The organism is Ezakiella massiliensis (assembly GCF_059862345.1).
In genome coordinates this window covers 162,474-177,317 of sequence record NZ_JCBCEO010000001.1, presented here as the reverse complement: position 1 = coordinate 177,317, position 14,844 = coordinate 162,474, and the positions used below count along the sequence as shown (strand labels likewise).

Genomic DNA, 14,844 nt, shown 5'->3' with positions numbered 1-14,844 from the left:
GCCCTCCATTTTTTCGTTCATCGATATATCTATACCCCTATTTTATTATATTTGAGGCAAATTGTCCACATCAAAAAACCTTTGACAAAAAGTCAAAGGCTTTAATTAATTTAAAACTTTTTCATAACTATTACAAATGCACTTGCAAGCATTATAAATCCAAAGATAAACATGATCAATGTAAATAATCTTTCTCTTTTTTCTGGCTTTATAACTAGAGTGGTCTTTTCCCTATAATCTGGGAAAGATTTTAACAACTTGTAAACGATATAAGCTAAGAGTGCAATTACAATCACTCCAAATGCAGCAACAAGGACTTTTGAATCGCCTAGCATGGCCTCGACATTTGCCATATCAGGATCACCTGCAGCGTCCAAATCCAAGTTGCCAGCCTTGTTGGCAATGTAGCCTATGACCATGGCTATGGAGTTGTTGGTTGTGTGACCAATGATGCTAGGGAGTAATGAGTCAGACCTGTATCTCAAATATCCAAATGTCAGTCCCATCAAAAATGGTCCGACAATATTTATAGGATTGTAGTGGAAGATTGCAAACAAGGTCGCAGTTATAAAAATCCTCGCCAGAGGCTTGTACCTATCAAAGGCCTTAAATAAAAATCCTCTAAAGACCAACTCTTCAAAAACTCCTGGTAAGACCGCAAACATTATTACGCTTACCAAAAACATCGGAAAAGTTTCTGGTAGAGGCACACCCAAATCGGATGGCAGGGTCATAAATTTGGAAAGCCCTGTCAAATACAAACCATTTATAAATACAATAACTGGATAAGATAAAAGCGATATAAAAAACGCCTTCCACAAGGTCCCCTCGTAGGGCATCCTAAGGGCCAAGGTCTCTTTTACATAATATTTTCTAAAAACGCAGACCAGATAAGTCACCAGGCCTAATATTATTACCTCTGTAAAAAATATTCCAAAGTAAATATTTAAAAGCTGAGTAAGTCCACCCAGGGTTAAAAACAAAACCGTTAAGCCCATAAACATGAGTGATCCAGCAACAGCTGTAGGCATACTTTTTTTATTCATCTTCTCCCTCTTCTAAAAATTCAAATATATAAGGCACGTTTCTGTAATTGTTTTCATAGTCCAAGCCATAGCCAACAATAAAAACGTCGTCCACTTCAAAGCCTACAAAATCACTGTTGACATCTTGTGTTCTTCTGGATGGCTTGTCAAGCATAGTGGCAATCTTTAATGACTTTGGATTTCTAATTCCTATATAGTCCTTGATAAATTTTAAGGTATTGCCCGAGTCGATAATATCGTCGACTATCAAAACATTTTTGCCTGTTACATTGGATCTCAAATCGCTAAACACTTTTACATCTCCAGATGAAACCTTCTTGTGCCCATAGGAAGCAGTGGTGATAAAATCCACTTCTACGAGCATGTCCAGCCTCTTGATTAGGTCGGCTGCAAACATAAAGCCACCTCTTAATAGAGGAATTACAATAATCGGTTCTCCCTTGTAAAAATCATTTATTTCCTCTGCCAGCTTGTCCAAACGCTTATCAATTTCATCTTGTGTAATCAAAACTTTTTTAATCATAAAGCCCTCTTAATTTCTTCCAGAGAATCCTTAGCTGATTGTAGCAAGGACTCATAGTCGCTTAGCTTTTCCTTTTCTTTATTTACAACTGCCTCTGGAGCCTTGTCTACAAAGCCCTTGTTAGCAAGCTTTTTATTTAATCTTTCGATTTCTGATTCGTAATTTTCGATTTTCTTTTCCAAGCTAATAATTTCTTTTTCATAGTCAATCAGCTCTTTTAAAGGCATATACATGTCAAATTCAGGGATTGACATAAAGAGATAATCGCTTGGATTTAGTTTTTCTGTTGTAGAAATAATCTCTGTAACGCCGATTAATGGCATAATCATTTCTTTATTTGCAATAACATCTGCAATTAAGGCATTGTCGCCAGCCAAAATCAATTCTGACTTTCTGCTTGGGTCAATGTTTCTGGATGCCTTTGCATTTCTAACTTCTCTGATAATGTCCTTGATCTTTTCAATTACAAAAACGCTGTTCTTTGGATTTTTGATTTCCAAAACCTCTGGCCAAGCTTGAACCATAATATAACCCTTAGCATTTGGTAGAGATTGGTAAATTTCCTCGGTAATAAAAGGCATAAATGGGTGAAGAAGTTTCAAGCTATTTTCGAGTACGTAAAGGAGTACTGATTTTGTAACAGCCTTTCTATCTTCGTCATCGCCATATAAATCACTCTTTGAAAATTCAATATAGTAGTCGCAGAGGTCTTCCCAAATAAATGAGTAAATGCGTTCAGCTGCAAGACCCACTTCATATTTGGAAAGGTTCTTGTCGACAGTTGAAATTGCGTCATTTAATTTTTCCAAAATCCAAATATCCTTATCGGTGAGTTTATCTTGGTCAAAATCAGTTGATTTGTGGTCGCCAATGTTCATAAGTAAGAAGCGGCTTGCATTCCAAACCTTGTTGGCAAAGTTTCTTGCATTTTCAACCTTTTTCTCATCAAATCTCATATCGTTTCCAGGTGAATTACCTGTAACCATATTAAATCTCAAGGCGTCGGCTCCGTACTTTTCAATAATTTCTAGTGGATCAATACCATTGTCAAGAGACTTACTCATCTTCCTGCCTTGAATATCACGGACCAATCCAGTAATCAAAACATCTTTAAATGGAATTTGATTCAAGAAATATTTAGACGTAAAGGTCATTCTGATAACCCAGAATAAAATAATATCAAAACCAGTGATCATCAGATCAGTTGGGAAGAATTTTTTAAAGTCTTCAGAATTTTCATCTGGCCAGCCCAGAGTTGCAAATGGCCACAAGGCCGATGAGAACCATGTATCCAAAGTATCTGGATCTTGGTGGATATTTGTAGATCCACATTTTTCACATTTTTCTACTGGGCTTTCGCTAACATGAATATGGCCACAGTCTTCGCAGTAATATGCTGGGATTTGATGGCCCCACCAAAGCTGACGTGAAATACACCAGTCATTTAAATTTGACAGCCAGTTTCTGTAAATCTTTCCATATCTTTCAGGATAGAATTTTGGTTCGCCAGCGTCAAAAGCTTCAAGGGTATCTTTAGCCAAGTCTTTCATCTTAACAAACCATTGCTTGCTGATTAGCGGCTCGATAACAGTTTTGCACCTGCTGCAATGGCCAACTGCATTTTCGTGTTTCTTTTCGCTTACCAAAAGCCCTTGGGCCTTTAAGTCTGCAATAATATTTTTCCTTGCTTCATACCTATCCATACCTGCGTATTTCAAAGCATTCTCATTCATCTTGGCATCTTCATCAATAACTACAAATTGGCCAAGATTGTGGCGTTCACCAACCATAAAGTCGTTAGGGTCGTGAGAAGGTGTAATCTTTACAACACCTGTACCAAATTCCATATCAACATAATCATCAGCAATTATAGGAATTTCTTTTTCAACAAGTGGAAGTATGACATTTTTGCCAACCACATCCTTGTATCTGTCATCATTTGGGTTGACAGCAACAGCCAAGTCACCAAGCAAAGTTTCAGGACGAGTTGTAGCAATGACTACACTCCCATCTCCATCAGCAAAATTATATCTGATTTCCCAAATCTTAGAATCAGTATCAACGTGGTCAACCTCAGCATCAGAAATAGCAGTCTTACAATCTGGGCACCAGTTAATAATCCTGTCACCCTTATAAATAAGACCGTCATCATACATGCGTTTAAAAGCTGTAAAAACAGCGTGACTCATATTGTCATCCAGAGTAAATTTAAGCCTATCCCAATCACAAGAAAAACCCATGGACTTGAGCTGATTAATAATATTGCCACCGTGCTCATGGGTCCAGTCCCAGGCCTCTTCCAAAAATCCATCGCGGCCAAGTTCTTCCTTGGACTTGCCTTCGTGTCTAATCTTATTTACAACACGAGACTCAGTTGCAATACTTGCGTGGTCTGTGCCTGGCAGCCAAAGAGCTGCATAACCTTGCATCCTCTTTAGCCTGATATAAATATCTTGTAAAGTATACATAGAATGCCCCAAATGCAAATTACCAGTAACATTTGGCGGTGGCATCATAATAGTGTATGGCTTACCATCTTTATTAACAGAGGGAGAAAATAAATTATTCTCCACCCACTCATTATAAATTCTTTTTTCAAAATCATGCGGATTATATTTACTATCTAATTCTTTCATACAACACTTCCCCATTAAATATTGGCATAAGCCTGATTTATATATAATTATACACAAAGAGCCCCTAAATGTAAAGCAAAGAGTGGCCAGCAAAGCCATCATAAAATACACTTGTTTACTTAATAAAAATAACTTGTAACGAAACTGTAATCATAAAAGCCCACTAATTAACCATTCTGTAACTTGTATTGGCAAAGGCATGCTATAATAAAATCATCCTATTGTTTTGTTTTTGAAAAATCCGCAGATGTTAGCGGATTTTTTTATGCCCAAAATTAAATAGCAAGTCCTTACATAAAAAATGACCCTAATAGATAAGCTCATCCATTAAGGGTCATTTCTTTTTAGCAAATTAATTTTTTATTCAAAACATTCGCACACTTTTTGTTTTAAATAAATCAAATTTTATTTACTGTATTTTTTTCTCTTCAATACTACCAAAGCTATTAGTAAAATTAAACTCAAGTAAATTGATTTTACGTCTGTCTTTACTCCAGTCTTTGGAATAATATTTTCTCCGCCACCTTCGTCTTCAGGTTCCTCTGGTTCCTCAGGTTCTTCTGGTTCTGGTTCATCGGGTTCTTCTGGCTCTTCAGGTGGTTCTTCTGGTGGGATTTCCTTGTTTGTAATTGTAAATCCCTTGTCCATGTTGCCTGCGTAGGAAACTTCAAATTCCCTGTCCCCTATTTTGTATAAACCATTTTCGTCACCAACTTCTCTTACTGTATAGGTGTATCTATTGCCCATAAAGTCATATTCATCAAGATCATAGAAGGTCGCAGTCCATCCATTTGCTTCACTTAATGTTAAGAACTTATTGGTAGCTTCACCATTTACATAAAGTTGAACTCGAATAGCCTGAGTTTCGCCAAGAGCTTCCCAAAGCTTGCTTACTCTGACATATGTCTTTCTTGGTTCTTCTGGTGGTACTTCTGTGTTTTTAATATTAACAGAGAATATTTCTGTTAAGCTTACATCTTTCGCATAGCGAATGATATATCTACCGTCTTTTTGCCTTTCGACTTTGATAAAGGTGCTTAAATTATCTTGATTAAATTCTTTCTTTTTATCTTCTTCTGAAAGCTCAAAGACTTCATAACGATAATTTCCTTCTGCTAAAATCCTTTTGAGTTCATCGGTCGTGTAGTTAAGGATAATCTCTTTGCCTTCCTTATCTTTACCGATTACTTTTAATCCAGCTTTTTCTGTATAAATATCACTATTAAAACCTGGAACTTCCACTTCCTTAATGGTATATCCATGTTTTCGAAGGGTTCCCTTTAAGTTTTCTATGGTCTCTTGCCAGTTACCATCCTTGGTAAGTTTGATTTCCTTAACCTCACCTTCTTCGTTAGTAACAATTACCGTAATTTCTTCAGGAATTTTATTTGCTCCACCAAACCATTCCTTCAAAAATTCTATCTTATGATCTGGACCATAGTGGTTTTCAGTCTTTATTTGCCAATCCACATCAGCTTTTAAAGGAGTCACATAAGTTGTTGGGTCATAGCGATCGTAGGTTTCATTATATTCATTGCTATTTGCAATAAATAGCTCTGCATAAGGTACACCTTTAATGACTAAGCGAGGTAAATATAGAGCATAGGCTCCATCCTCATCTTTTCTTATATAGAAATTGTATTCTTCACGATTTGTTTCATTGCTAATAACATCATAATATTTAACTGGAATACCTTGACCATAAGTTTCAACTTCAACAGGATCAAACGCATAATTCTTATCAAGCTCTGCATAAGGAGCTCCAGTGATTGGGTTTTCTCTAACTGTAAAATGAAATACTCCTTCTTGGATTTTCTTTCCATCCAAATATAAATTCAATTTAACATCGCGATAAGTTCCGTCTGCATTCTTATATACATCGGAATCAAAATGTTCGTTTGTTAGATAAAATTGATTCTCCGGTTGACCTTCCTCGTGATATTCATTGGCATATCCGATACGAACAATAAACTTCTCTTTTTTATTAATAAACTCTGGTGCAAATATATCAGAATTTTCTTCAAGACTATATTTACCTGCTGCTAAAGCCTTAGGATTCAGTTTTTTAAAAGTACCCTTCCATTTACCTTTAGCTGTAAGCGTGAGCTTTTTATAGATAGGTTTGCCATCCTTGTCGTAACCTTCAATAACACGCTTGCCATCTAAGAGCAAGTAGAAGTCCATAGAGTCAGGTTGGTCTTTCTCTTCAATATTCTTCCAAGACTTTTCAACATCTAACTTACCCCAAGGAGAATTTGTCAGAGTAAAGCTATGAGTTTTATTTCCCTCGACTGTGTAGTCTTGAGTGCCTTCAAGTTGATGAGCAGAAAAACCTACATTATTATAGTAATCATTTAGCCATAGATATGGAACTTCTACTGTTAATGTGCCGTCTTTATTCTCTGTTAGAATAACAGCATAACCTCTGTCCTTGTTGTGATAACCTTCAACATCGTCCCAACCTTCGTATTCAGTAAATTTACGGTAAGCTCCGTAATATTTATATTCCGAAACCTTCTTTAGTAGAAGTGGATGGGCAATCGTAGCTTTTCCAAAGCCCTTACCTACTCCTTTTTCGTCTTTTTCTTCATGGATTTTTGTTTGACCAATGCGAGTTAAAACTTGTTTTACAGGATCGTAAAAATAAAGATATAAATCCTTATCTTCCTTTACAGTGCCCTTATCATACTTGTCGTTATATTCTCTGGTAATTTCAAGTACACCAGCTTTTTCTGTCTTATCTTCTGTCGGTTTTTCCTCAGTTACTTCTACAAAATACTTGTCACCTTGTTCCACAACTAAATACTTATAGCCCTTTTTGGCTAATTCTTGAGCAGTAAATGGCAGGCCCTTGTCCATGTAGTAGGTATCTTCAGGTAGGCCAATATCTGAGAAATTCTTAATTTTAAGAATATCTAATATTTCCTTTCGATCCTCTCTATTGTACCAGTTAGTATCAAATCGACTGTGCCAATTGTTATCTTTACCTAGTAAAATTTCACCATATTTGAAAAGGTTCTTGTCCTTACCATAATTAGCTTTAACATAGTCCCTATCCTTGTCTATGGGAACGATGAACAGATCTACTCTAATTGTTCCAGGAATAGAAGACCTATCAACTCGTTCATCCCATTTTTTATTAAATTCTATTTGATAGTCACCCTTGTCTTTATCAGAAATTAAGTTGGCATTAGAACCTACACCACCACCAGTGCGACCTTGATTGCCTAGCACAAATGTTAGAGAGTTTTGCCAAGCTTCTCGAATCAGGTTATCATTATAGACAGCCTTCAAATGTGTTGTGCCAGTTTGATAAGAAAGATGTTCAGGAATAGTTACGCCATCTTCTGCGGCTGCTCCGTCCTCTATAAATTTAATAAATTGATCTCCTTCTGTAACTGGGGAAATATGGGAATAGAATGTACGTCCTACATACTCACCGTTTAATTTAAAGTTCCAAGCTTTTTTATAAAAAGTAACATCTTTGCCATAACCTTCAGAGTCATTATTATAAACATAGACGCTATGACCGTCACCAATGTGGACAAAGCCTGTTGGACAGTTCCAAAGACCGCCACCATTGCTGCCGCCTAAATATGCGTCATAATGACCTTTTGCAAGATTCTCAGTAATGAGGATATGCTTCAATTTTTGTGTGATGGGTGGATAAGAAATATAAATACCGCCCCCATGGTTATAAGACAGGTTATCTAAAACCATGGTCTTGCCAAATGTAACATCGTTGGAGTCAACGTAAATACCGCCACCATCTCCGTTAGATTTGTTTTTGTAAATCAATCCACCATCGATTAGAGCTTCAGCCTTGCTTCTTTTAATAAATTCACTATAATTCTTGTTAACAGAAGCCTTTTGATCTCCATAAATATTACTCGTGTTGCCTAGATATTGAGAAGATATTGCAATTCCACCACCAACATCGTACGATCTATTTCCAGCAATTATTCCATCAGTTATAGTGATTTTTGAATTTGGATAACCTGCTAATCCTGCACCAGCTTCATAATTGGATGCTGTTTTATTTTTTGCAATAATACCGCCTTCCATATTTACTATGGCTGGCTTTGTAATTTGTAATCCAAGATCACCAGCAAACACACCACCTGTCAAACCGCCCGTATTGTTATCGATCAAACCGTTTTTCATGGTAAAAGTTCCACCTGGGTTTACATAAACAGCACCGGCGGCATAAGGCCGGGAATAATTGGCATCGATTTGTTCGTAGGACGTATTCTTGGAAATTCGTCCGCCTTCCATGGTGAAGGTTCCACCCTTGTTGACGCGGATTGGGCCAGTGTAACCATGCTTGTTGTAGGAATTCATAACGACGGCATTCTTCATTATCAATTCGCCATTGACATTGATAACAGAGCCTTTGTCGGCAAATTCGGTTTTTGCCTTGTCTCCATTACCGTCAATATAAACAGCTTTATCTGCCGTTCCAAGCGTAAGTTTACCTAATACTTCAAATAAAGTATCACTTGTAAATCCCTCAGCTCTTTTGATAATAATATCTTTCTCTTCCGAAGGAAGTGGATTTTTTTCTAAATCAGCTTTATTTAAAGCATCTTCTCCACGTCTCCTGCCTTCTTCAATGATCTCTCTTTGTTTAGATTCACCTTCACCAGCGTGCTTGGCTGGTTGGTCAATAGGTTTCCAAGGGTCATCAGCTTTTGATTGATTATTGGATGTTAGGATAATATCTTTACCGGCATCAATTGTTATAGTTGCTTCAATTTTAAAACTCTTTGTAATAACAATTGTGGTTTGTTCACCAATTTTTGCATTTTCAATCGCAGTCTTTAGCTCTGCAAAAGATCCTACTTTAATTGGTTCACCATTTCCTTCTGGTCCTGCTCCTAGTGGATTTAGGTTTTCAGGGTCAATGATTGTACCGATTTCTAATTCTTGGCCTTCTTCAAGTTCTCCTGCTTCTTCTGGTTTTTCTTCAGCCTTTTCCGGATCCTTAGCTTCTTCTGAATCTTCAGCTTTTTCTTCTGATTTTTCTTCGCCTTCGCTTTCGGTTTTTTCTTCTCCTTCAACTTTTTCTTCAGTTTCTAGTTTTTCTTCAGACTTTTCTTCGTTTTTTTCTTCAGTTTTTTCGTCTTTATTAATTTCTTCTTCTTTGCTTTCTTCTTGATCAACAGGTTCTTCTTCTGCATCAGAAACTGTTTGTTGATCTTCTGATTCTTCTTCTGATTTTTCCTCAGCTTTATCTTCTACTTGTGCAGCTTCTTCTTCCTCAGATGTTTTTTCTTCAGTTTCTTCTGCTTTTTCAGTTTCTTTTACTTCTTCTGTTTCTTTTACTTCTTCTGTTTCTTTTACTTCTTCTACGTCTTGAGGTGCTTCCTCTGGTTCTTCCTTTGTATCTTCTGTTTCTGATGCTGGTTCGCTTAGGGTTGTTTCCTCCACGATTTTTCCTTCATCTGTTGTTTCTGCATATAGGTCTACTTTACCAAATGCTAGTATAGTAAAAAGCAAAGTTAAAAAAATTATCATAACTCTTTTTTTCACTATTTTCACCTCCTTTCATTTACATATTTATAATATAAATATTTTTATAATTTTTAATATCTATATTATTTTAATTATACTTTTTTTGTATGATAAAATCAAGGTAAAAACACAATCTATCTTATCTCTTATACTACTAACTAACTATATATTGTGCTTTTTCTACCCCCCCCCCGGATTTTTTGGCTTATATAGTATTTGCATATTTTTTATATATTTTTATGTATATTTTACTCTTGTAAACAAAAATGACCCTTATGGATAAGCTCATCCATTAGGGTCATTTCTTTTTAGCAAATTAGTTTTTATTTAAAACATTCGCACACTTTTTGTTTTAAATAAATCATATTTTATTTGCTATATTTTTTTCTCTTCAATACTACCAAAGCTATCAGTAAAATTAAGCTCAAGTATATTGATTTTGCGTCTGTCTTTACTCCAGTCTTTGGAATAATATTTTCTCCGCCACCTTCGTCTTCAGGTTCGTCTCGTTCCTCGGGTTCTTCTGGTTCTGGTTCTTCAGGTTCTTCTGGTTCTTCAGGTTCTTCTGGTGGGATTTCCTTATTTGTAATGGTAAATCCCTTATCCATGTTACCTGCATAGGAAACTTCAAATTCTCTGTCCCCTATTTTGTATAAACCATTTTCGTCGCCAACTTCTCTTACTGTATAGGTGTACCTATTTCCCATAAAATCATATTCATCAAGATCATAGAAGGTCGCAGTCCATCCATTTGCTTCACTTAATGTTAAGAATTTATTGGTAGCCTCACCATTTACATAGAGTTGAACTCGAATAGCCTGAGTTTCCCCAAGAGCTTCCCAAAGCTTGCTTACTGTAACGTAAGTCTTAGGTTCTTCTGGTGGAGGTGGAAGTTCTGTGTTTGTTACTTCAAAAGTGTATTCATAGTAAGGATCTAGATTATCAGCATCTGGGTTTAAGTCTTTAATCTCAGGATAATAGCTAAATCTACCTTCTCCTGACAAGTCTTTTTCTGTAACCTTAAACACTTTGGCAAAGTTACCATTTACCAAAACATTCGGAACATACAGGGTGTAGACCCCTTGATTATCTTTCTTTAAAAAGAGGTTTACACTTTGGTATCCTACGTCGTGGTACCCCCACTTTTCATCCATACTGTTATAGTATCTAACTCTAATATTATGGCCACCGGCATCAACGATAATAGGTTTCTCTTCATTATAGCCGAACAATAAGTCATCATCATCAAGAGAACTGCCATTCCAAGTCATGGTCTTTTGTTCTTTAATATTTCCGTCGACAATCAATCGTACGGTAATATTTCCCATTAATTTTCTAAATGGCTCCTCATTAATGATTCCATTACTATCTTGTGGAATATAACCGGGTTGTTTTTTAATCCAAGAGCCAATCGATGATAAGAAAGCATATTCTCTGGATAAGCGGAATTTAATATTTACCTTATCTTCATCTTCATCTCTATTTTCCCTTGGATCTACTAGAACTTTATTTAATTTATATGACATTTCAAAGCCATCTAAAGCTTCTTCTTCGATGCCATATGCACCTTTTTCTAAATGTAAAGGATCAAGCCTTGTAATAGTTCCTTTCCATCCACCTGATTTTGTAATCGTAACAGTCTTATAGATTGGATAAACCTTTCCATTTTTATCGCGTTTATAATCAACAGGAATACGCTTGCCATCTTTTAAAATATAGAAAGTAACTTGGTCTGGAATATTTCTATTTTTCAATTCATGGCTATTATCTGTGATTTCTTCACCATTAAGCATCTTCCATGTCTTTTTAATTTTTGCCTCGGTAAATGGCCTATTGCTAATTACGAATTCATAACCATAAAAATCTTTTTCTTCTACAGGAACTGGTTCTTTCTTAGCTACCTTAATTCTACTAAGTCCTCCATCCCATACCTCTGTCCAAATATACGGTACGTGAAGGATAATACCATCATTTGTTTTCTCTACAAAGATTGAGTACTTATCTAATGCTTCACCATAACCTTTGTAAAATTGCCAAGCCCTGCCTTTTTCAATTAAGCTTCTATTGTTTCCATAAGGTATAACTGCTTTTATTTCAGCAGATAGAATATCGTGTGAAAACTCTGCATTAATTCCACTATTACCATTCTTTTTTGATTTTCCTATATAAGAAAGAGTTCCATCTTTATTTAGCTCATAGAAATAGAAGTCTGCGTTGTGGTATCCATTATCATATTTACCTCCATATTTCTTAGACCTATCTCTAGTAATAAGGACAGTACCAGGTTGAACTGGAGCCTCTGCATTCTTTTCTTCTACAGAATTTGCGTAATCAGTTTCTCTTTCAATAACCAAATACTTGTAACCCATTTTTTTCAATGCTTCCTTTGTAAGTGGAAGGCCCTTATCTTTAGTAAGAGTGTAGTTATTAAATGAATTTTCAGAGAAACTTGCTTGCCAATTATTTCCTTGGTTTAAAATAACTTCTCCATATTTGAATAAGTTTTTATCATAACCATATTGGCTGCGTACATAAACTTCATCCTTATCTAGAGGAACTATAAAAATATCAACATGAATATCTTTATTTTCATATTCACTCTTGTCGATTTTTTCATCCCATTTCTTCTTAAAGTGGAATTCAATATCTCCTTCATCTTCAGGGGTTTCAAGATTTGCATTTGTTCCAAGTCCTGCTCCATAGCTAGCCTTGTTTCCTAAAATAAATGTACCAGAATTTCTCCATGCTTCAGCTTTCAAGGCTTCATTATAAACAGTTTTCAGGAAAGCTTTTTCCTTAAAATAAGACATGTTTTCTGGAATAAGATTACCTGTTCCATCATCATTTAAAAATTTTATAAAGTTATGGTCTTTTGTAATAGGTGATAGATATACATAGAACCTATCATCTATACGTTCTGTCTTTGACCCATATGTCAGCTCAAAAGGATTGGTTTTTTGTCTAAAGGCGAAGTCAGCTCCTTTATTGGCAGCCGTATTGTTAAATACATAAACAGTATGTCCATCGCCAATATGAATATAACCATACGGACAACTCCAAATTCCTCCGCCACTTCCAGGCGCACCGTTCTCACCTGGATTAAGTGCTGTATACTTTTCTGCACTATTTTCTGTGATGAGCATTTCTTTTATTGTTTGAGTCCTTGGTGGATATGAAATATAGATTCCTCCGCCTAATGTTCGAGCCTCGTTATCTAAAATCATTACACGGTTAAAATAAGCTGTATTGGTATCAACAAATACTCCTCCACCGTCTTCAGGAGTCGAATTTTTAAAAATCAAGCCGCCATTAAAATTGGCTTCAGCCCTATTCCTAAGAATAAATTTTTCATAAGGTAAATTGTGTGTCGTTGTGCTTTTTGAATATGGTCCCATTGAGCCATTAGTATATTCAGTAACATACTGGTCTGTAATTGTTATGGCTCCGCCTCTATTTTGCCCCTTATTGCCAGCAATGATGCCGTCTTTTAAATTTAACTTGCCTTGTGGGAAAATGAAAATACCACCTGCAAAACCAAATCCACCTTTGGCTTCATTGCTTACAATGTTTCCTCCATTTAATTTAAATAAGGCAAAATCGTCATCGTTTTTAAGAATAGGATTAGTAGTAGAGCCTCCACGTCCCATAAATACAGCTCCTGCCGCTCCTATGTTGTGGTCTATCATCCCATTATTCATAGTAAATTTTGCACTGGGCTCTATATATACAGCACCAGCCGTATATGGGAAACCTGAGTTAAGTCTATTGGTATTTGCTGTAATTCTTCCACCATTCATATTAAATTCTGATCCTGCATGTAATTTTATACTTGCAGAGTAATCATTTTCAGATTTTCCGTTAGCTATCGTCCCATTATTTAGGGTTAACTTGCCCCCACTTTTTACATCAAAGAAAGATCCTTTACTGCCTTGATTCGAGACAACATGTTTTTTGTTACCATCAAAATTTATCGAGTTCTTTTTATCACCCAGAGTTAATTTTCCCAAAACACTAAATAAGGTGTCATTAAAATTATTAGCTCTTTTAATAGTAATCTGACCATTAAAATTGTAATAATAGTCCTCATCTTCTTTTGTAATATTATTAGCTGCATCTATAGCATCTTGACCACGTTTTCTGGCTTCTTCGATTTTTTCTCTTTGCTTTTCTTCGCCTTCTTTAGCAAAATCTTTTGGTTGGTCTATATGTTTCCAAGGATCATCCATAGGTTTTTCATCTTCTGAAGTTAAAATTATATCGGTATTTGCTTTAATTATTAGTGTTCCAGTTATTGTAATCTCATTCTTAATTATAATTTTTGTTGTTTTACCTTCTTCTGCATCATCAATCGCAGCTTTTAATTCTTCAAAAGTAGTGACCTTTTTTACAACAACATCTCCACCTTGGCCTGCACCTAGGGCTAGTGGGTTTTCGGCGAGTTCTGAAACTTCTAGGACTTCTCCTTCTTCTAAGACGGTTTCTCCTTCAGTCTCTTCATCAGTTTTTTCTGCTTCCTTAGCTTTTTCTGAATCATCAACTTTTTCTTCGCCTTCGGTTTCGGCTTGTTCTTCTCCTTCAACTTTTTCTTCAGTTTCTAGTTTTTCTTCAGACTTTTCTTCGTTTTTTTCTTCAGTTTTTTCGTCTTTATTAATTTCTTCTTCTTTGCTTTCTTCTGGATCAACAGTGTCTTCTTTTGCATCAGAAACTGTTTGTTGATCTTCTGATTCCTCTACTGATTTTTCTTTAGTTTTATCTTCAAATTTATCTTCTACTTGAGGCCTTTCCTCTTCAACTGTTTCTTTAGTATCTTCTGCTTGTTTAGTTTCTTTTACTTCTTCAACTGTTTCTTTTACTTCTTCTTCTATTTCTTCTTGAGGTGTCTCCTCTGGTTCTTCCTTTGTTTCTTCTGTTTCTGATGCTGGTTCGCTTAGAGTTGTTTCCTCCGCGGTTGTTCCTTCATCTGTTGTTTCTGCATATAGGTCTACTTTACCAAATGCTAATATAGTAAAAAGCAAAGTTAAAAAAATTATTATAACTCTTTTTTTCACTATTTTCACCTCCTTTCATTTGTATATTTACAATATAAATATTTTTATAATTTTTTAATATCTATATTAGTTTAATT

At 35.7% G+C, this 14,844-nt stretch carries 5 protein-coding genes; all 5 read right to left on the bottom strand.

Going from position 1 to position 14,844, the window contains the following annotated elements:
• Nucleotides 1–110: 110 nt before the first annotated feature.
• The 5 genes from AC6FXG_RS00790 to AC6FXG_RS00770 all read right to left on the bottom strand — a co-directional run bounded on the left by AC6FXG_RS00790 (nucleotide 111) and on the right by AC6FXG_RS00770 (nucleotide 14,767).
• A complete protein-coding gene (locus AC6FXG_RS00790; RefSeq protein ID WP_500571174.1) occupies nucleotides 111–1,046 on the bottom strand; it encodes a CPBP family intramembrane glutamic endopeptidase in 936 nt (311 codons plus the stop codon).
• Nucleotides 1,039–1,569, bottom strand: coding sequence for a hypoxanthine phosphoribosyltransferase (gene hpt / locus AC6FXG_RS00785; RefSeq protein WP_099950427.1), 531 nt, complete (start codon nucleotides 1,567–1,569; stop codon nucleotides 1,039–1,041). The genes AC6FXG_RS00790 and hpt overlap by 8 nt, the downstream gene beginning before the upstream one ends.
• The gene (locus AC6FXG_RS00780; protein WP_500571173.1) at nucleotides 1,566–4,205 is read right to left on the bottom strand and encodes a valine--tRNA ligase; all 2,640 of its coding nucleotides are present in this window, start codon (nucleotides 4,203–4,205) and stop codon (nucleotides 1,566–1,568) included. The genes hpt and AC6FXG_RS00780 overlap by 4 nt, the downstream gene beginning before the upstream one ends.
• 405 nt (nucleotides 4,206–4,610) lie before the next feature.
• The gene (locus AC6FXG_RS00775; protein WP_500571172.1) at nucleotides 4,611–9,737 is read right to left on the bottom strand and encodes a Cna B-type domain-containing protein; all 5,127 of its coding nucleotides are present in this window, start codon (nucleotides 9,735–9,737) and stop codon (nucleotides 4,611–4,613) included.
• A gap of 350 nt (nucleotides 9,738–10,087) precedes the next feature.
• Nucleotides 10,088–14,767 carry a Cna B-type domain-containing protein gene (locus tag AC6FXG_RS00770; protein ID WP_500571171.1) on the bottom strand — a complete coding sequence of 1,560 codons (4,680 nt, stop codon included), beginning with the start codon at nucleotides 14,765–14,767 and terminating at the stop codon, nucleotides 10,088–10,090.
• Nucleotides 14,768–14,844 lie beyond the last annotated feature (77 nt).